The following is a 20,044-nucleotide window of genomic DNA, read 5'->3' on the forward strand; positions in this document are numbered from 1 at the left end:
GGCTGGGATGGGGGTAGGAAGGTCGTGCATCCGAATAAGGTGATCCAACCTCACTACCCTCACCCTAACCATCCCCCTGGCAGGGGGATGGGACAGTTCAGCGAAACTGAAATCTCAGGACAACATATGCCCCACGTACCCCAAATCAAAATCCCCGCCACCTACATGCGCGGCGGCACCAGCAAAGGCGTGTTCTTCCGCCTGCAGGATTTGCCGGAAGCAGCACGCGTGCCGGGCGAAGCGCGCGACAGGCTCTTCATGCGCGTGATCGGCAGCCCCGATCCTTATTCGGCGCATATCGATGGCATGGGAGGCGCTACGTCCTCCACCTCGAAATGCGTGATTCTTTCCAAGAGCAACGTGCCCGATCACGACGTGGATTATCTCTACGGCCAGGTTTCCATCGATAAGGCATTCGTGGACTGGAGCGGCAACTGCGGCAATCTCTCCACGGGAGCAGGTGCTTTCGCAATCCATGCAGGCCTCGTTGATCCTTCGCGCATTCCGGAAAACGGCACCTGCGTCGTACGCATCTGGCAAGCCAATATCAAGAAAACCATCATCGCCCATGTCCCGGTCACCAATGGCCAGGTGCAGGAGACCGGTGATTTTGAACTGGACGGCGTGACCTTCCCGGCCGCTGAAATCGTGCTGGAGTTCATCGATCCCTCCGATGATGCAGAAGAGGGTGGCTCGATGTTCCCCACTGGTAATCTGGTGGATGACCTTGACGTGCCCGGCATCGGCACGATCAAGGCCACCATGATCACCGCAGGCATCCCCACTGTGTTCGTGAATGCCGAAGAGATCGGCTACACCGGCACCGAGCTGCGCGAGCAGATCAATTCCGATGCGGCCGCGCTGGCCAGGTTCGAGAAGATCCGTGTGGCCGGTGCGTTGCGCATGGGGCTCATCAAGATGCCGGAAGAAGCAGCGACCCGCCAGCACACGCCCAAGATCGCCTTCGTCTCCAAGCCCAAGGACTACAAGGCGTCCAGCGGCAAGGACGTGAAGGCATCTGAAGTGGACCTGCTGGTACGTGCGCTGTCCATGGGCAAGCTGCACCATGCCATGATGGGCACGTGCGCCGTGGCCATCGGCACTGCGGCGGCCATCCCCGGCACGCTGGTCAATCTCGCCGCCGGAGGAGGGGAGCGCGAGGCGGTGCGGTTTGGTCATCCCTCGGGCACCTTGCGCGTTGGCGCCCAAGCCAAACTGGTGAATGGTGAATGGACGGTAACCAAGGCCATCATGAGCCGCAGCGCCCGGGTGCTCATGGAAGGTTGGGTGCGCGTTCCCGGTGATGCGTTCTAAGAAATAACGCAACCGTGACACGGATAAAAAGCGCAACGACACTTTCGTCATCGCGCTTTTTTTTCAAGGTTTTTTTGCTGGCCGAGGCTCAGCGTAAGTGCTCGGTAAGTCACGTTTCCGATAATTGGCAACAAGGAATATTCACTGTGTCCCAGCCGGGCACAGCCCTCATCTGATCTGACCTGGAGACATCATGAACTTCGCAGACTTCTACAAGCAATCGATCGACAATCCGCAAGCGTTCTGGGGGAACGAAGCGAAGCTGATCGACTGGAACGAACCTTTCTCGCAGGTGCTCGATTACGCGAAGCCGCCGTTCGCCAAGTGGTTTGTCGGCGGCAAGACCAACCTGTGTCACAACGCGGTGGATCGCTGGGTTGCGACGCAGGCCGACAAGCCGGCACTGATTGCGATCTCCACCGAGACCAACCAGGAGAAGGTCTATTCGTTCAAGGAGCTGCAGGCAGAAGTCATGCGTGCCGCGGCGATGATGCAATCGCTGGGCGTCGGCAAGGGCGACCGCGTGCTGATCTACATGCCGATGATTGCCGAAGCGGCATTCGCGATGCTGGCCTGCGCACGCATCGGTGCGATCCACTCCGTCGTGTTCGGCGGCTTTGCATCGAACAGTCTCGCCACCCGCATCGACGATGCGAAGCCGAAGCTCATCGTCTCTGCCGATGCCGGCTCGCGCGGCGGCAAGGCCGTTGCGTACAAGCCGTTGCTCGATGAAGCAATCAACCTCGCGCAGCACAAGCCGGCGAAGGTGTTGCTGGTCAATCGCGGACTCGTGCCGATGGCAACGGTGGAGGGACGCGACGTCGATTACTCCACGCTGCGCGAGCAGCACATGAAGGCACAGGTGCCGGTCACCTGGCTGGAATCCAACGACATCTCCTACATCCTCTACACGTCCGGCACGACTGGCAAGCCCAAGGGCGTGCAGCGCGACGTCGGCGGCTATGCGGTGGCGCTCGCGTCGTCGATGAAGCACATCTTCTGCGGCAATCCGGGCGAGACCTATTTCTCCACGTCTGACATCGGCTGGGTCGTCGGTCACTCCTACATCGTGTATGGCCCGCTGATCGCCGGCATGGCGACCGTGATGTACGAAGGCTTGCCGATCCGTCCGGACGCCGGCATCTGGTGGAGCATCGTCGAGAAGTACAAGGTCACGCGCATGTTCTCCGCGCCGACCGCCGTGCGCGTGCTGAAGAAGCAGCCGCCGGAATTCATGAAGAAGTACGACCTGTCGTCGCTGAAGGCGTTGTATCTCGCTGGCGAGCCGCTGGACGAGACAACGTCCGCATGGATTTCCGGAGAGCTCGGCGTGCCGATCATCGACAACTATTGGCAGACCGAGACCGGCTGGCCGATTCTGTCGATCGCCAAGGGCATCGAAGACAAGCCGACACGCCTGGGCAGCCCTGGCGTGCCGATGTACGGCTACAACGTCAAGCTGATCAACGAGACTACCGGCGCAGTGTGCGGACCGAATGAAAAGGGTGTGGTCGTGATCGAAGGCCCATTGCCCCCGGGCTGCATGCAGACGGTGTGGGGCGACGACCAGCGCTTCGTCAATACCTACTGGGCGAACTTCAAGGAACAGGTGTACTCCACCTTCGACTGGGGTATCCGTGATGCGGACGGCTATTACTTCATCCTCGGCCGCACGGACGACGTGATCAACGTTGCCGGCCATCGCCTCGGCACGCGCGAGATCGAGGAAAGCATCTCCAGCCATCCGAATGTGTCCGAGGTTGCTGTCGTCGGCGTCGAAGACAAGCTGAAGGGCCAGGTGGCAGTTGCCTTCGCAATCCTGAAGAATGCGGATCCTGCTGCCACGCCGGAAGGCCGCAAGGCACTGGAAGCCGAAGTGATGGCCGTGGTCGACAAGCAGCTCGGCGCGGTTGCGCGTCCCGCACGCGTTCACTTCGTCACGACGCTTCCAAAAACACGTTCTGGTAAGTTGCTGCGTCGTTCCATCCAGGCAATTTGTGAAGGACGTGATCCGGGCGACCTGACCACGATCGAGGATCCGACCTCGCTGCAGCAAGTGAAGGCGGCAGTTACAAGCGCCTGATGCGTGCGCATGTTTTGCCGAAGCGATACATGTGTGAATTGGTGAAGAGCGCCTCGTAACTTGTAGTCTGCCTTCGCAACACGCATGACGTGTCATTCGAGAGCCCGGGAGCATCGCTGCCCCGGGCTCTCTGTCTTTCTAGAGCAGTTTTGGTCTGACTGGCCGATTGACGCCGAGGCGGATTGCCCGCGGAACAAGGGGCCCGCTCTATATTGTGCGGACGGGAACATCGCCAGCCTTTCCTCGTCCAAGTTCTGTTGTCATTAATAAACCAATTGTTGTCAAACCCATCCGCACTGCATCGCGCCGCGTGATGGCGTGCGCGCGCGTCAGAAAGGTTCACGCGTGCGCCTCCATCCCATGACGCGCGATGGTGCGCGCGTGCTCGATGGAGAGATTCCGGGCCGTGCATGCGGCAGGGCAGACAGGGAGCAGCGCCTCGGCACATTGGCACTCGCATCGGAAGCGAGGGAGAGGGCGTTGCATCGGCAGCGGCGCAGTGGGAGCAGGACAATGCACTTCATATCGGACCAGCATGCAGGCAGTGAACCGCGTTCGCACGACGCGGTTTTTTTGCTTCAGCCTTCTTGTCGCTATCCAGAAGACATGACGCCACGCCGGCGTCGCACATCAAGCAGGGATCGCCGTCAGGGTGGAACGGCTTTCACAGCAGGAATATTCAATATGCAAGGTCGAACACTTCATGACCACAGCTGACGAGGTTCGGGTCCTGCTCGTCAATGATGATGCCGGATCGCGCTTTGCGCTGCACACCATCCTGAACGATCTCGACGCGACCATCGAGACTGCCGCCTCCGGTGAGGAAGCGCTGGCATTGCTGCTCAAGCGTGACTTCGCAGTCATCATCCTCGACGTCAAAATGACCGGGCTCGACGGTTTCGAAACCGCGCGCCTGATCCGCCAGCGGCCGCGTTCGAAATACACGCCGATCATCTTCCTGACAGCGCATCGTGCCACCGACCTTGACCGCGCCACGGGTTACGAACTTGGTGCAGTCGATTACCTGTTCATGCCGGTCGCACCCGAGCTGCTCAAGTCCAAGACCCAGGTTTTCATCGACCTCGCCAGGAAGAATCGGCGGCGCGACCGCAAGGATGTCGAGCTGGAATACCTGAACCAGGCGCTGAAACAGGAACTGGAACACGTGACGCGATTGAACGAGGCCTTGCGTGCCGAGGTCGCCGCCCGTCGCGAGGCCGAGGACCTGGCGCAGCGCAGTGAAACAGAGCGACTGATCGTTCAGCATGCGGGCGACTATGTGGCACTGCTGGACGCAGACGCGCGCTGGGTGTATGCAAGTCCCTCCTATCACACCGAGTTTGGCGCGGGGATTGAGGAGGGCCGCGAATACTTCGAGATCGTGCATGCCGAGGACCGGGACAAGGTCGCCTCCGCCTTCTCGAAGATCGCAGAGGGCGGTGCCAACTCCCGTCTGCAGTACAGGGTGAAGACGCCGGAGCGCGGCGAACGCCACCTGGAGTCCGAGGCCAGTCCGATCAGGGAGGCGTCCGGCAAGGTGGTGCAGGTGGTGATGGTGTCGCGCGACATCAGCGAGCGCAAGGAAATGGAGGCCTACATCCTGCACCAGTCCTTCCATGACACCCTGACCGGCCTGCCTAATCGACTGCTGCTGGAAGACCGCATGAAGCAGGCAACCGCCCATATGGGGCGCCAGCATGCGCCGGTAGCGGTGCTGTTCATCGACCTCGACCGCTTCAAGGATGTGAACGATACCCTCGGGCATGCCGCCGGCGACCGCTTGCTGCAGGAAGTCGCAGAGCGTCTCGGACATTGTGTGCGCGAGGGCGATACGGTGGCACGCCTGTCCGGTGACGAATTCGTCGTGCTCCTGGCCGGACTGCATGACGTGCAGGACGCGGCCGTGGTGGCGGACAAGATCGTGCACAGGGTGTCGGAGCCGTGCCATATCGGCGGCAAGGAGCTGCGCATCTCGCCGAGCATCGGCATTGCGATCTTTCCCGGTGATGGTCAGAACATGGACCAGCTGCTGCGTAACGCCGACACCGCGATGTACCACGCCAAGCAGGAAGGGCGCGGGCGCTTCTCGTTCTTCACGCACGACATGAACGATGCGGCGAGCCGCCGCCTCGCCGTCGGCGGCGCATTGCAGCGCGCAATACAGGAGGGCGAATTCATCCTGCATTACCAGCCGAAGGTGCGTGCCTCCAACGGACGCATCAGCGGCTTCGAGGCACTGATCCGCTGGCCGCAGGAGAACGGCCAGTGGATGCCGCCCGGCCAGTTCATCCCGATTGCCGAGGAAACCGGGCGTATCGAGCCGATCGGCAAATGGGCATTGCAGGAAGCCGCACAGCAGGTGCAGCGCTGGCGCGGCGAATGCGAGGACTGCTGTCCGATTGCCGTCAATGTATCGGCGCGACAGTTCCGACAGGACAGCGTTGCGCGCAGCATCGAGTCGGTGCTCAAGGAAACCGGCATCCCGCCCGGCATGCTGGAAGCCGAGCTGACGGAATCGGCCGTGATGACGGATCCGTCGAAGGCGATCCAGGCGCTGCACCAGATACGCGACCTGGGCGTGCGCATTTCCATCGACGACTTCGGCACCGGCTACTCGTCGCTCGCCTACCTGAAGCGTTTTCCCCTCGACAAGCTCAAGATTGACGGCGCCTTTGTGCGTGACATTGCGACCGACCCCGAAGACGAGGCGATCGTGTTGGCCATCATCACGCTGGCGCACAGCCTTAACCTGACCGTGATTGCCGAAGGTGTGGAAACCGCGGAGCAGGTGGCTTTTCTGATCAAGCACGGCTGCGACGAGATGCAGGGCAACTACTTCAGCCAGCCGGTACCGACCGACGAAGCGCTGGCACTGCTCAAACGCGGCTATTTCGACCTCGCACACCATACAGCTTAAGGAGAAGGACGTGGCGCAGCAAACTGCAATGCTTGACAAGGTTGTCTTGCTCCAGGCGCTCGACGCCATGCGCAACGGAGACTTCTCCGTGCGCCTTCCCCTCGACTGGGACGGTATCGATGGCAAGATCGCGGATACATTCAATGCCATCGTCACAAGCAGTGAGCGTCTGACGAACGCCATCGCCGATGTTTCGCACGTGGTCGGTACGGAAGGCAATCTCGGCCGGCGCGTCGCATTCGACTCGAACCTCGGCTCGTGGAGCGTCAAGGCATGCGCAGTCAATACCTTGATCGACAACCTCGTACAGCCGATTCGCGACTCCGGCAGGGTGATCGGCGCAGTGGCGCGTGGCGTGCTGACGCAAAGCATGGACCTCGAGGTGGATGGACGGCCGCTGAAGGGGGAGTTCCTGAAGAACGCGAAGATCATCAACACCATGCTCGACCAGCTCAACAGCTTTTCGAGCGAGGTCACGCGTGTCGCGCGTGAAGTGGGGACCGAGGGCAAGCTTGGCGTGCAGGCGCAGGTGCCCGGCGTCGCCGGTGCATGGAAGGACCTGACCGACAACGTCAATGCGATGGCGGGCAATCTGACGGTGCAGCTGCGCGATGTGTCGAAGGTGGCCACTGCGATCGCGAGCGGTGACCTCGGGCAGAAGATCACCGTCGATGTGAAGGGCGAGATCCTGCAGATCAAGGACGTGATCAACACGATGGTGGATCAGCTCAATGGTTTTGCCAGTGAGGTCACGCGCGTGGCTCGGGAGGTCGGTACCGAGGGCAAACTCGGCGTGCAGGCGCAGGTGCCGGGCGTAGCAGGGACATGGAAGGACCTGACCGACAACGTCAATGCGATGGCGGGCAACCTGACGGTGCAGCTGCGGGACGTATCGAAAGTGGCCACTGCGATCGCGAGTGGCGACCTTGGACAAAAGATCACCGTCGATGTGAAGGGCGAGATCCTGCAGATCAAGGACGTGATCAACACGATGGTCGACCAGCTCAATGGTTTTGCCGGCGAGGTCACCCGTGTCGCGCGTGAAGTGGGGACCGAGGGCAAGCTTGGCGTGCAGGCGCAGGTGCCGGGCGTGGCAGGGACATGGAAGGACCTGACCGACAACGTCAATGCGATGGCGGGCAACCTGACGGTGCAGCTGCGGGACGTATCGAAGGTCGCCACCGCGATTGCGAGCGGCGACCTCACACAGAAGATCACGGTGGACGTAAGGGGCGAGATCCTGCAGATCAAGAACGTGATCAACACGATGGTCGATCAGCTGAACGGCTTTGCCGGCGAAGTCACGAGGGTAGCCCGCGAAGTGGGGACCGAGGGCAAGCTGGGTGTGCAGGCGCAGGTGCCGGGTGTGGCAGGGACGTGGAAGGACCTGACCGACAACGTCAATGCGATGGCGGGCAACCTGACGGTGCAACTGCGCGATGTGTCGAAGGTGGCCACCGCGATTGCGAGCGGCGACCTCGGGCAGAAGATCACCGTCGACGTGAAGGGCGAAATCCTGCAGATCAAGGATGTAATCAACACGATGGTCGATCAGCTCAATGGCTTTGCCGGCGAGGTGACCCGTGTGGCACGGGAGGTGGGCATTGAAGGCAAACTCGGCGGGCAGGCGGAGGTGCGGGGCGTGTCCGGCGTGTGGCGCGGCCTGACCGACAACGTGAACCTGATGGCGAGCAACCTGACCGCGCAAGTGCGCAACATCGCCACCGTCACGACAGCTGTCGCAACCGGCGACCTGTCGAAAAAGATCACGGTAGACGTGCGCGGTGAGGTGCTGCAATTGAAGGAGACTATCAACACGATGGTCGACCAGCTGAATGGATTTGCCGGCGAAGTGACACGCGTGGCACGCGAGGTGGGTACGGAAGGGCGCCTCGGCGGGCAGGCCTACGTGCCCGGCGTCGGCGGCGTATGGAAGGACCTGACCGACAATGTGAACCTCATGGCGAGCAACCTGACTGGGCAGATGCGCAACATTGCTGCCGTGACCACCGCCGTTGCCAACGGCGACCTGTCACGCAAGATCACGGTCGATGTGCGGGGCGAGATACTGGAGCTCAAGAACACCATTAATGTCATGGTCGACCAGCTCAATGCCTTTGGCAGCGAAGTGACGCGCGTGGCACGCGAAGTGGGCATGGAAGGCAAGCTCGGCGGGCAGGCAATAGTGACGGGCATCTCCGGCGTCTGGAAGGATCTGACCGAGAGCGTGAACATGATGGCCGATAACCTCACCGACCAGGTTCGAGGTATCGCCAAGGTGGTGACCGGCGTGGCGCAAGGCAACCTGAAACAGAAAATGATGGTGCCCGCGAAAGGAGAGGTCGCGTCGCTTGCGGAAACCATCAACAACATGATCGATACGCTCGCTACCTTCAGCGACCAGGTAACCCGCGTGGCGCGCGAGGTTGGCGTGGAAGGGCGCCTTGGCGGCCAGGCGGTGGTGCCGGGCGCGTCGGGCAGCTGGAAAGACCTGGTGGACAACGTTAACGAGCTTGCGGCCAACCTGACCACGCAGGTGCGCGCAATCGGCGAAGTGGCGACTGCCGTGACGAAGGGCGACCTCACGCGTTCGATACAGGTTGCTGCGCGGGGTGAAGTGGCGGAACTGAAGGACAACATCAACCAGATGATCCGCAACCTGAAGGAGACCACGCAGCGCAATACCGAGCAGGACTGGCTCAAGACGAACCTCGCACGCTTTACCCGCATGCTGCAGGGGCAGCGCGACATCATGACGCTCGGCCGCACGCTGCTGTCGGAGCTGGCACCATTGGTCGGCTCGCAGCATGCGGTGCTGTACATCATGCAGCGCATTGGGCAGTCCGGCGTGGTCCGGCTGAAGCTGATGGCCAGTTATGGTTACCAGGAGCGCAAGAACTTGTCCAACGAGTGGTCGCTTGGCGAAGGTGTCGTTGGCCAGGCCGCGTTCGAGAAGCAGCGCATCCTGATCTCCAACATGCCGGAGAACTACGTACAGATCGTGTCCGGTCTTGGGCAGGCAGCACCGCGCAATATCGTCGTGCTGCCCATCCTGTTTGAAGGGCAGGTCAAGGCAGTGATTGAACTGGCGACGTTTGAACAATTCCAGGCAGTGCACCTGAATTTCCTTGACCAACTGGCGGAAGGCCTCGGCATCGTCTTCAACTCCATTGAAACCGCATCCCGCACCGAAACCCTGCTGCAGCAATCGCAGTCGCTTGCCGGTGAACTGAAGGCACAGCAGGACGAACTGCAGAAAACCAATGCCGAGCTGGAGCAGAAGGCACGCCAGCTGTCGGACCAAAATGCGGAGGTTGAACGCAAGAACCGCGAGATCGAAGTCGCACGCGGCAGCCTGCAGGATAAGGCGGAGCAGCTGGCGCTGACGTCCAAGTACAAGTCGGAATTCCTCGCCAACATGTCGCATGAGCTGCGCACGCCACTCAACAGCCTGCTGCTGCTTGCCGAGCAGATGCGGCAGAACATCGAGCGCAACCTGACGCCGAAGCAGCTCGAGATGATTCGCATTATTCATGGCGCCGGCAGCGAACTGCTTCACCTCATCAATGACATCCTCGACCTGTCGAAAATCGAGTCCGGCAGTGTCACTCTCAACGTGGAGGATGTGACCTTTGCAGAGCTCGCGGAACACGTCGAGCAAACTTTCCGCCATGTTGCGGAGGAGAAGGGGCTGGCATTCCGGCTGGAGTTTTCGTCGGACCTGCCGGCCACGATCCATACGGACGGCCAGCGCCTGAAACAGGTGTTGAAGAACCTGTTGTCCAACGCCATCAAGTTCACGTCCCGAGGCGGGGTGACCCTTTCCGTGCAACCGGCGCGTGCAGGCTGGCGTGCGGATCACCCGACACTCAACAGCGTGTCCCAGGTAATCGCATTCAGTGTTGCCGACACCGGCATCGGCATTCCCGCCTCCAAACAGCGACTGATCTTCGAGGCCTTCCAGCAGGCCGATGCCAGCACCTCGCGCCGCTATGGCGGCACCGGGCTCGGGCTGGCCATCAGCCGCGAAATCGCGCAGTTGCTGGAGGGGGAGCTGCAGGTGGAAAGCGAGGAAGGCGTTGGCAGCACGTTCACCTTTTATGTACCGATTCGCCTGGGTGGTGCTGCGGCGGCATTGCCACCGACGGCTGCATTGCCGCCCGCGCCGTTAACGCCTTCGGCTGCTTCCGCGCCGCAAATCGAGCGGGAACGGCAGGCGGCGAGACCCTCCGTGGCCCCAGCCGCCCCGCCCAGGCCCATACCTGAACGCAAAGCTGCGGAAGGCGCATTGCAGTCGCCGCAGTTGCTGATCATCGAGGACGATCCGATCTTTGCAAAGGCGCTCGAGGAAATGGCGCTTGAGCGCGGCTTCCGGGTCGTGATGACGGCAAGCGGAAACGAAGGTATCGCTCTTGCCGGGGCGATGCGGCCGGATGCCATTACGCTCGACCTCAGCCTGCCGGACTGTGACGGCTGGGATGTCATCGAGCACCTGAAGGCCGACCCGCAGACGAGCGGCATTCCGGTCCATGTGATATCGGTGCGTGACCAGCCGGCATCGACGGAGCAGTACGGCATCATGAGCTATCTTGCCAAGCCGGCCGATATCGCGGCGCTGGCGCATGTTTTCGCACAGATTGCGCAGGAAACGAAGCAGCCATTGCGGGCGCTGCTCGTGATCGAAAAGGATCCGGAGAAACGGGATGCCATCATTCGCCAGCTCGAAGGCGAGGACATTGCGCTGGAAGCCGTGTCCAGCGCCACGGAGGCGCGCGCGGCGCTGGCGTCACGCGCCTACCAGGGCATGGTGCTGGATCTCGACCTGCCTGACACGGATGGCCACGCGTTGCTGCAGGAGATCCGGGAGAATCCCAAACTTGCCGAGCTGCCTGTCGTGATCTATACCGCGCGCCCGCTCGATCGCAGGACGGAAGACGAGCTCAAGAAACTGGGCGCGAACGTGCTGACCGAAGGTGCTCGGTCACTGGACAGGTTGATGCTGGAAACTGCATTGTTCCTGCACCGGGTCACCGTTGCACTGCCCGGAAAAAAACGGGCGATGTTGGAGCAGCTTTCACCGTCGGGCGAGCTATTGAAGGACAAACTGGCACTAGTCGTCGATGACGATGTCCGTAATCTGTTCGCATTGACCGGCCTGCTTGAAAACCAGGGAATGCGGGTGGTCACCGCCGAGAATGGCATGGACGCAATTGAACGGCTGCACGACACGCCAGGCATCGACATCGTACTGATGGACATCATGATGCCGGAAATGGATGGCTACGAAACCACGCAGCGAATTCGCCAGGATCCGCAGTTCAAGGACCTGCCGATCATTGCGCTGACGGCGAAGGCGATGCTGGGAGACCGGGAAAAGTGCCTTGCTGCGGGCGCATCGGATTATGCGTCCAAGCCGATCGATACCGAGCAATTGTTATCGCAACTGCGGGTATGGCTGTACAAGTAAAACACGGACTGCGGATGCAGGCAGTGATTGCAGGTGATGAAGTGCAGGTGGTGAAGTGCAGGTGGTGAAGTGCAGGTGGTGAAACGCACGCCTAGCCTGTCGGGGCAGGCGTGCTCGAATACACTTAGTACACTCAGTACCCTCAGGTAAGGGTTGCGACAACGGGAGCGTGGTCGGAAGGCTGCTCCCATTTGCGCGGTGCGCGGTCGACTGCGCATGCGGTGCACCGCGCGGCGAGCGGCGGCGACAGCAGGATATGGTCGATCCGCAAGCCCATGTTGCGGCGGAAGGCCATCATGCGGTAGTCCCACCAGCTGAAGGTCTTCTCCGGCTGGTCGAACAGGCGGAAGGCGTCCTTGAAGCCGAGTTCCAGCAATTGCCGGAATGCAGTGCGCTCAGGTTCGGAAAACAATATCTGTCCTTCCCATGCGGCTGGATCATGTACGTCGCGTTCATCCGGTGCGATGTTGTAGTCGCCGAGCAAGGCGTGGCTCTCGTGCTGCTTCAGCTCCTCCGCAATCCAGTCATGCAGGGCAGCGATCCATTTCAGCTTGTATTCGTATTTGTCCGAGCCAACGGATTGCCCGTTCGGGAAGTAGGCGCACACCACCCGCATGCCTTCGATGGTCGCGGCAATGATGCGCTGCTGTTCATCTTCGAAACGGGGATTGTTCTTCACCACCTCGCTCATTGGATGCTTCGAGAGGATGGCGACACCGTTATAGGTTTTCTGTCCTGTAAAAACCGCCTGGTAGCCGGCCTTCTCGATTTCCGCCGCCGGGAACTTGTCGTCGGTGAGCTTGAGCTCCTGCAGGCAGAGGACGTCGACCGGATTGTCCGCCAGCCACTGCAATACCTGCGGCAGGCGGACTTTCAGCGAATTGACATTCCAGGTCGCGAGCTTCATGCGGCTTTCTTGCCGGCTGCGCCACTGTTTGCGCGATTGAGCAGGAAGCGGGTCAGCAGCGGAACCGGGCGGCCGGTGGCGCCTTTGGCCGCGCCGCTCTTCCATGCGGTGCCGGCAATGTCGAGGTGCGCCCAGGTATAGTTCTTCGTGTAGCGTTCGAGGAAGCAGGCGGCGGTAATGCTGCCGCCGGGCGGGCCGCCGATATTGGCCATGTCCGCGAAATTCGATTTCAGCTGCTCCTGGTAAGCATCTTCAATTGGCATGCGCCAGGCGGTATCGCCGGTCGTCTTGCCGGCGGCGAGCAGCTCATTGGCCAACTGGTCATGTGCATCGTCATGGCGGGTGAACAGACCGGTGTTGTGATGGCCCAGCGCGGTGACGCAGGCACCGGTCAGCGTTGCGATATCGACCACGACCGCCGGCTTGAACCGCTCGACGTAGGTCAGCGCGTCGCACAGGATCAGGCGGCCTTCCGCATCCGTGTTCAGGATTTCGATGGTCTGGCCGGACATCGAGGTCACGATGTCGCCCGGCTTGGAAGCGCGGCCGGAAGGCATGTTCTCGCACGCCGGGATGACGCCGATGACGTTCAGCTTCAGGCCGAGTTCGCCGATGGCCCGGAAAGTGCCCAATACCGACGCTGCGCCGCACATGTCGTATTTCATCTCGTCCATGCTGGCACCCGGCTTGAGCGAAATGCCGCCGGTATCGAAAGTAATGCCCTTGCCGACCAACACAGTCGGTGCATCCTTTGCCTTGCCACCCATGTGCTTCAACACGATGAACTTCGGCGGCTCTTCGCTGCCCTTGGTGACGGACAGGAAGCTGCCCATCTTCAGGGCTTCAAGCTGTTTGCGCTCCAGCACTTCAACGCCGAAGCCGAAATCCTTCGCAAGCTTCTTTGCGGTGTCTGCCAGATAAGTAGGCGTGCAAATATTGCTGGGCAGGTTGCCGAGCTCCTTTGTGAGCTCCACGCCGTTGGCGACCGCAACGGCCTCGGCAACAGCATTTTTGGCTGCGCCTGCAACAGGCGCGGCGAGGTGGAATGACACTTTTTTAACGCCATTCGGCGCCGGTTCCTTCTTGCTCTTGGTGATGTCGTAGCGGTAGGCCGCTTCGCGCAGCGCCAGTACGGACGCACGGACAGCCCAGTCGGCATCTCGATCCTTAACGTCTTCCACCGGCAGCGCAATCACGCCGTCATTCGCACCCAGCGTGGAAAACACGCGTGCGATGGCCTGAACGGCTGATACAAAATTCTTTTCGGTGATGCTTTCGTCGGTCCCGAGTCCGACCAGCAGGATGCGCTCTGCCGCCGCGCCGTTGATGCCGCGCAACAACAAGGTGGTGCCCGGTTTTCCGGTAATGTCGCCGGACTTCAGCGCGGCAGTGATTTCGCCTTTGCCATCGAGCTCCCGTGCGGCTTGGGACAGCTTCTTGTTTTCGAATACAGCAACTGCAATACAGCCTGTTTTGACGCCGGCAAGGCCGGTTTTAGCGTCGATAGGTTTTATGCTAAAGTCCATGGGTCGCTCCTTCTCGAGACGCAATTATAGTCTTCTATTCAATGATTTTTCAGCGCGCTCTTCGACGCGAATTGGTCAGTACCGCTGGCGCCGTCTTCACCACACTCTTCACGATTACGATCACCGTCATGCTGATCAAGATTCTCGGCCGCGCGGCCGGGGGGAAGGTCGCATCCGCGGATGTCGTCGCCCTGATCGGCTTTGCAGCCCTCAAGTACCTGCCAATCATCCTCATCCTCACCGGCTTCATTTCCGTGCTCGTGGTTGTCACCCGAAGTTATCAGGACTCGGAAATGGTCGTGTGGTTCGCTTCCGGTATGAGTTTGTCGCGCTGGGTCAAGCCGATCCTGATTTTCGGGATGCCGATCATCCTGCTGACCGCCACGCTCAGCTTTGTGGTGACGCCATGGGCGAACCGGCAGAGCGCCGAGTTCCAGGAGCGCTTCCAGAAGCGGGAAGATATCGCCAGGGTTTCACCGGGCAAGTTCCAGGAGTCCTCTTCGGCCAATCGCATCTTCTTCGTGGAAGGCGTGAGCGGCGATGCGAGCAAGGTGAAGAACGTATTCGTCAATACGGTGAAGGATGGCCGTACCAGCATCGTCGTCGCCAAGGAAGGTTCGATCAACATCGATGAACGCGGCGACAAGTTCCTGGTGATGGACCAGGGAAGACGCTATGACGGAATTCCGACCCAGCCTGACTTCCGGGTGATGGAGTTCGAACGTTATGGCGTGCTGGTCGCGCGCCAGTCGCAAGCCATGATTGGCGACCTGTCCGCAAGTTCCCTGACGACGCCGGAGTTGCTGGCAAATCTGAATCGGTTCAACAGCGCAGAACTGTTGTGGCGCATCTCCGTGCCGGTGATGGGGACGTTGCTGATGCTGCTTGCGATCCCGTTAAGTTTCGTGAATCCGCGCGGCGGGCGTTCCGCGAACCTGCTGATTGCCCTGTTGCTATTTGTTATCTACAGCAACATGGTTAGCGTGTTCCAGGCCGCGGTGGTACAGCAAAAGCTGTCGCTCGCCATGGCATGGTGGCCACTGCATCTGCTCGCAGCATTCCTTGTCATCGTGCTGTTTTCATGGCGCTTGCTGATCAATAGCCCATATCATCCGGCGGCTGCGTGGGGCGCATTCAAGCGCACCTATTTCACCAGGAAGGCGGCTGCGTAATGAAAGTCTTGTATCGCTATGTATCGTCCGAAATTGTCGGCGCGGTGTTCTTCACGCTGATTGCCTTCCTGGCGCTGTTTGCCTTTTTCGACCTCATCCAGGAACTGCGTGATGTGGGGCGTGGCAACTACCAGCTGCAACACGCCTTCCTGTATGTGGCGATGGGGCTGCCCGGTTATATCTATGACCTGATGCCCATTGCCGCACTGATCGGCACGATCTACGCGCTGGCGCAACTGGCTGCCAAGTCGGAGTTCACCATCATGCGCGCGTCCGGCCTGTCGACGGGCATGGCGGGCTGGATGCTGGCCAGGGTGGGAATCGTGCTTGTGCTAATTACCTTCCTGTTCGGCGAATTCATTGCGCCGGCCACGAGTGAAATGGCCGAGCGCTTGAAGCTGCAGGCGCGTGACTCGACGGTGTCTAAAGAATTTCGCTCCGGCTTGTGGACCAAGGATGTCATCCGCGAGCGCGGCATGAGCGGCGAAACGATTGGTTCACGTTTTCTGAACGTCAGGGACGTTACGTCCGATGGTCGCCTGCAGGAAGTGAAAGTGTATGAGTTCGATCGCGACTTGCAACTCACTGCGGTCCTCACTGCGGAATATGGCGACTACCAGGGTGAAAACCTCTGGCGACTTGCCAACGTGACGGAAACTCGCTTTTCAGCGGGCAAACCAGACCTCACCGCCACCGTGTCCACGAAGACCGCGCCAAGCAGAGACCTGGTGTCGGAGGTTACGCCGAATATTCTCTCGGTGCTGTTTTCGGATCCGGATCGCATGTCTGCGTACGGACTGGCAATGTACACGCGGCATCTGGCAGAAAATAAACAGAGCACCGAGCGTTACGAGATTGCATTCTGGAAGAAGTTGTTCTATCCGCTTGCAGTCATCGTGATGATGGCGCTTGCACTCCCGTTTGCTTACTTGCACTTCCGTGCAGGCGGCGTGAGCCTGAAGATCTTCATCGGCATCATGATCGGTGTGAGTTTTCAGTTGCTCAATAGTCTTTTTTCACATCTCGGCCTTCTCAATACCTGGCCGCCACTTGCGACGGCGGTGCTGCCGAGCAGCATCTTCCTGCTGATCGCGATCAGTGCCCTGTTGTGGGTACAAAAGCATTAGGAGACCGACATGCGCGCTCTTGTCCTGTTTGCCCATGGTGCCCGCGACCCGCGCTGGGCTGAGCCTTTCCGGCGCTTGCAGGAACTTGTCCAGAAGCAGCAGCCGGATGTCGTCGTCTCGCTCGCATTCCTTGAGCTGATGACACCGCGTCTGCCTGAACTGATGGCCGAACTGGCACAACGCGGTTGTACCGACGTGACGGTTGTCCCGATTTTCTTCGGGCAGGGAGGGCATGTACTGCGTGACTTGCCCGTCATGATCGAGCAGTTGCGGCTCGATTACCCTGGTGTCCGGCTTAGCGCTGCAGCAGCAGTCGGGGAAAATTCGGAGGTGCTGAACGCGATTGCGCGCTACTGCATCGGGACTATTTCAGGCTGATTACGCGTGTTGGCCTCGGCTGCGCTGGGCAGCCCTTCGGTTGTCCGCAGCTATCAACTGAAGTCTCGCGTCGGTCTGAAATGAAATTTCTCGCGCTTTCCCGGCCAACCGTTAATCGCGTGGCGCCATGGCTGCGCCGATCATGACCAATACCGGGCCCTGGCATTCCGCAAGGCCACGTTCCAGTTCACCTAGCTGTAATCGCTGCACGCGCTCATTGGCGCGGCTGCAGTTCTCAATGACAACGACGGGAAGTGTTGCCGGGCGCCCTTGTACCAGCAGCTTTTGTGCAGTAGTAATCGCTTCCCTGCCGCCCATGTATTGGATCAGCGTGTCGCAGTCGGGCAGAGTGGTCTGGTCGGGGTGACCCGGTGCCGTGCTTGACGTGAAAAACGCGACACTGCGAGCAATGCCGCGTTTGGTAAGAGGCTGTTTTGTCGATGCGGCGGCGGCCAATGCGGTCGTAATGCCAGGAATGATGTCGACCTCAATTCCCTCCGCTTCGAGTGCACGCAATTCTTCGTCAGCACGCCCGAACATCATTGGATCGCCACCCTTGAGGCGTACCACAAGAGCGTATTTTTTCGCGCACTCCACCAGCGTCTGGTTGATTACAGTCTGCGCAGTGGAGCGCTGCCTGGAACGCTTGCCGACGGAGATCTTCAACGCTTGCGGGCAAAGCTCCAGCATTTCTTCCGTCACCAGCGCATCGTAGAGGACAGCATCGGCGCGCGCGAGAATGCGCGCGCCACGCACCGTGATCAGGTCGGCGGCGCCGGGGCCGGCGCCGAGCAGAACCACCTTGCCGTTTTTCTTGTGCCCCGTGATGGTGGATGTCATGCGGCCACGCGGCTCAGGCGATGCGTATCATGCCGGCCGCCACCGTCTGGTGCGAGACTTCATCGATCAGGATGAAGGAGCCCGTCGCACGGATCGCATCGTAGGCATCCGCTGCCAGCGGTTGCTGCACGTTGATCGATACGGTGGCGATGTCGTTCAGCTTCAGGCCGTCGGCCGGGCGCCTTTCCTGGGTATTGATGTCGAGCAGGGTGTCGATCTTCGCCACGCGCGCAGCCACTTGCTTGGTGGTGTGCTTCAGCCAGTACTTGCGGCGCATATCCAGCGGCTCTTCCGATAACCAGCAAACATCCGCTGTGACAGTCTTCAACAACGTCGCCGGCCGATCCGCGGCAGCGAGCATGTCGCCGCGCGAAATGTCGAGATACTCTTCCAGCAGCAGCGTGACGGACTGTCCCGCGACTGCCGATTCCAGCGAGCCGTCGAGCGTCAGGATATCTTTCACAGTGGCGGTTTGTCCGCTGGGCTGGACCACGAGCTTGTCGCCCTTGCGGACCTTGCCCGACTCGATGCGGCCCATGTAGCCGCGGAAGTCGTTTGCTTCGTGGCCGTTATGACGTGCTACCAGCTGCACCGGGAAGCGGAAGGGCTCGTCGTGCGCGTCGTCGTAGACGGAGAGCGATTCCAGCAGCTCGATCAACGTCGGTCCCTGATACCACGGCATTCTGTCACTGGTTTCCACAACGTTGTCGCCCGCCAGCGCCGACAGCGGAATCGCATGCACATCGTTCAGCCCGAGCTGCTTTGCGAACTGCTGGTAAGCAGCGACGATGCGCTCGTAGACGGTGCGGTCGTAATTGACCAGGTCCATCTTGTTCACCGCGACGATCACATGCTCGATCCGCAGCAAGTGCGCAATGGTGGAGTGGCGCTTGGTCTGTGTCAGCAGCTCCACGCTGCCATCGTCGCCCAGCTTCACTTTCGACACATCGACCAGGATGATCACCGCGTCGGCAGTGGAAGCGCCAGTCACCATGTTGCGCGTGTACTGCTCATGGCCCGGCGTGTCGGCGATGATGAACTTGCGCTTCGGCGTGGCGAAGTAACGATACGCGACATCGATCGTGATGCCTTGCTCGCGCTCCGCTTCCAGACCATCGGTCAGCAGCGACAGGTCAACGGTATCGCCGACTGTGCGCTTGTGCTTTGCGCGCGAGATCGCATCGAGCTGGTCGGCAAAGATTCCCTTGCTGTCAAACAGCAGGCGGCCGATCAGCGTGCTCTTGCCGTCGTCGACGGAGCCGGCGGTGATAAAGCGGAGCAGGCCGCGCTCGGTGGCAATGTGGGCCGCTGCCAGGTGTTCTGCAACTACGGCGTTCATCAGAAATACCCTTCCTTCTTGCGTTTTTCCATCGATGCTTCGGATGTCTGGTCATCCATGCGCGTTGCGCCGCGCTCCGTGATTTGTGTGACGGCGGTCTCTGCAATGATTGCATCCACATCCGCGGCGTCGGACGACACCGGGCAGGTACAGGAGATGTCCCCGACGGTGCGAAAGCGCACCACGCGTGTTTCAATCACCTCGCCTTCGCGTGCCGGCGTCAGGTCAGTGAGCGGCACCAGCAAGCCATTGCGCGGAATGACCTGGCGCTCATGTGCGAAGTAGATCGATGGTAGTGCCAGCTTTTCGCGGGCGATGTATTGCCAGACATCGAGCTCGGTCCAGTTGGAGATCGGGAACACACGCATGTTTTCGCCCGGATGCACGCGGGTGTTATACAGGTCCCACAGCTCGGGGCGTTGTGCCTTCGGATTCCATTGTCCGAATTCGTCGCGGAAGGAGAAGATGCGCTCCTTGGCGCGCGCCTTCTCTTCATCGCGGCGGGCGCCGCCGATGCAGGCATCGAAATTGAATTCCGCAATGGTTTCAAGCAAGGTCACGGCTTGCGCGGCATTGCGCGAATCTGTCTGCGGGTTACGCAAGCGGACTGTGCCGCGCTTGATCGAGTCTTCCACGGAACGCACGATCAGGCGCTCTTCCAGTTCCTTTGCGCGGCGATCGCGAAACTCGATCACTTCCGGGAAGTTGTGGCCGGTATCGATATGCACCAGCGGGAAGGGAAATTTGCCGGGGCGGAAGGCCTTCTCCGCGATGCGCAGCAGCACGACGGAGTCCTTGCCGCCCGAGAATAGCAGCGCAGGATTCGTGCACTCGGCCGCGACCTCGCGCATGATGTGGATCGCTTCCGATTCAAGCCAGTCCAGGTGACGGTTGCTGGCGGCGTCCAGAAAGGGTTTTTCGACTGGTGTATTCATGTTTATAGCCGACCTTGTTGTTAACTTTCCCCCTTGAAA

At 60.4% G+C, this 20,044-nt stretch carries 12 protein-coding genes; 7 read left to right on the forward strand and 5 right to left on the reverse strand.

All coding sequences use genetic code 11. From position 1 onward, the window contains the following. The first annotated feature begins 126 nt into the window (after positions 1–126). From prpF to ACYVIA_RS09215, 4 genes are all read left to right on the forward strand, one after another. On the forward strand, positions 127–1,314 hold the full coding sequence (gene prpF / locus ACYVIA_RS09200) for a 2-methylaconitate cis-trans isomerase PrpF (RefSeq protein WP_460840064.1): 1,188 nt from the start codon (positions 127–129) through the stop codon (positions 1,312–1,314). Positions 1,315–1,507: 193 nt separating this feature from the next. Then, positions 1,508–3,397: a propionate--CoA ligase gene (locus tag ACYVIA_RS09205; RefSeq protein WP_460840066.1), complete on the forward strand. Its 1,890-nt coding sequence runs from the start codon at positions 1,508–1,510 to the stop codon at positions 3,395–3,397. Positions 3,398–4,100: 703 nt separating this feature from the next. After that, positions 4,101–6,314: a GGDEF/EAL domain-containing response regulator gene (locus tag ACYVIA_RS09210; RefSeq protein WP_460840069.1), complete on the forward strand. Its 2,214-nt coding sequence runs from the start codon at positions 4,101–4,103 to the stop codon at positions 6,312–6,314. 10 nt (positions 6,315–6,324) lie between these two features. Beyond that, entirely contained in the window at positions 6,325–11,781 is a 5,457-nt protein-coding gene (locus ACYVIA_RS09215) for a HAMP domain-containing protein (protein ID WP_460840070.1), read from the forward strand. A gap of 142 nt (positions 11,782–11,923) precedes the next feature. Here ACYVIA_RS09215 and xth read toward each other — a convergent pair whose 3' ends face one another. Continuing rightward, complete coding sequence (xth, locus tag ACYVIA_RS09220) at positions 11,924–12,688, reverse strand: exodeoxyribonuclease III (RefSeq protein ID WP_460840072.1); 765 nt, start codon at positions 12,686–12,688, stop codon at positions 11,924–11,926. Further along, positions 12,685–14,214: a leucyl aminopeptidase gene (locus ACYVIA_RS09225; RefSeq protein ID WP_460840074.1), complete on the reverse strand. Its 1,530-nt coding sequence runs from the start codon at positions 14,212–14,214 to the stop codon at positions 12,685–12,687. The genes xth and ACYVIA_RS09225 overlap by 4 nt, the downstream gene beginning before the upstream one ends. Positions 14,215–14,255: 41 nt before the next feature. Between ACYVIA_RS09225 and lptF the strand changes: the two genes are divergently transcribed. The 3 genes from lptF to ACYVIA_RS09240 are packed head-to-tail and all read left to right on the forward strand — an operon-like array spanning position 14,256 to position 16,891. Then, positions 14,256–15,386, forward strand: coding sequence for an LPS export ABC transporter permease LptF (lptF, locus tag ACYVIA_RS09230; RefSeq protein WP_460840076.1), 1,131 nt, complete (start codon positions 14,256–14,258; stop codon positions 15,384–15,386). Continuing rightward, on the forward strand, positions 15,386–16,513 hold the full coding sequence (gene lptG, locus ACYVIA_RS09235; RefSeq protein WP_460840078.1) for an LPS export ABC transporter permease LptG: 1,128 nt from the start codon (positions 15,386–15,388) through the stop codon (positions 16,511–16,513). The genes lptF and lptG overlap by 1 nt, the downstream gene beginning before the upstream one ends. A gap of 9 nt (positions 16,514–16,522) precedes the next feature. Beyond that, positions 16,523–16,891, forward strand: coding sequence for a sirohydrochlorin chelatase (locus ACYVIA_RS09240; protein ID WP_460840080.1), 369 nt, complete (start codon positions 16,523–16,525; stop codon positions 16,889–16,891). Positions 16,892–17,002: 111 nt separating this feature from the next. On the opposite strand, the gene cobA is transcribed toward ACYVIA_RS09240, so the two are convergent. Genes cobA through cysD form a run of 3 tightly spaced genes read right to left on the reverse strand, consistent with a single transcriptional unit; the run spans position 17,003 to position 20,005 of the window. Next, positions 17,003–17,731 carry a uroporphyrinogen-III C-methyltransferase gene (gene cobA, locus ACYVIA_RS09245; RefSeq protein WP_460840082.1) on the reverse strand — a complete coding sequence of 243 codons (729 nt, stop codon included), beginning with the start codon at positions 17,729–17,731 and terminating at the stop codon, positions 17,003–17,005. 13 nt (positions 17,732–17,744) lie between these two features. Then, a complete protein-coding gene (locus ACYVIA_RS09250) occupies positions 17,745–19,070 on the reverse strand; it encodes a sulfate adenylyltransferase subunit 1 (RefSeq protein ID WP_460840084.1) in 1,326 nt (441 codons plus the stop codon). After that, positions 19,070–20,005: a sulfate adenylyltransferase subunit CysD gene (cysD, locus tag ACYVIA_RS09255; RefSeq protein ID WP_460840085.1), complete on the reverse strand. Its 936-nt coding sequence runs from the start codon at positions 20,003–20,005 to the stop codon at positions 19,070–19,072. Before cysD ends, ACYVIA_RS09250 begins: the two co-directional genes overlap by 1 nt. Positions 20,006–20,044 lie beyond the last annotated feature (39 nt).

It is taken from the genome of Noviherbaspirillum agri (assembly GCF_054780595.1).

Coding starts and splice junctions, on each gene's coding strand:
- xth (WP_460840072.1), bottom strand. CDS start 12,688: ATGAAGCTCGCGACCTGGAATGTCAATTCGCTGAAAGTCCGCCTGCCG.
- ACYVIA_RS09225 (WP_460840074.1), bottom strand. CDS start 14,214: ATGGACTTTAGCATAAAACCTATCGACGCTAAAACCGGCCTTGCCGGC.
- ACYVIA_RS09240 (WP_460840080.1), top strand. CDS start 16,523: ATGCGCGCTCTTGTCCTGTTTGCCCATGGTGCCCGCGACCCGCGCTGG.
- lptF (WP_460840076.1), top strand. CDS start 14,256: ATGATTTTTCAGCGCGCTCTTCGACGCGAATTGGTCAGTACCGCTGGC.
- ACYVIA_RS09210 (WP_460840069.1), top strand. CDS start 4,101: ATGACCACAGCTGACGAGGTTCGGGTCCTGCTCGTCAATGATGATGCC.
- cysD (WP_460840085.1), bottom strand. CDS start 20,005: ATGAATACACCAGTCGAAAAACCCTTTCTGGACGCCGCCAGCAACCGT.
- prpF (WP_460840064.1), top strand. CDS start 127: ATGCCCCACGTACCCCAAATCAAAATCCCCGCCACCTACATGCGCGGC.
- ACYVIA_RS09250 (WP_460840084.1), bottom strand. CDS start 19,070: ATGAACGCCGTAGTTGCAGAACACCTGGCAGCGGCCCACATTGCCACC.
- cobA (WP_460840082.1), bottom strand. CDS start 17,731: ATGACATCCACCATCACGGGGCACAAGAAAAACGGCAAGGTGGTTCTG.
- lptG (WP_460840078.1), top strand. CDS start 15,386: ATGAAAGTCTTGTATCGCTATGTATCGTCCGAAATTGTCGGCGCGGTG.
- ACYVIA_RS09205 (WP_460840066.1), top strand. CDS start 1,508: ATGAACTTCGCAGACTTCTACAAGCAATCGATCGACAATCCGCAAGCG.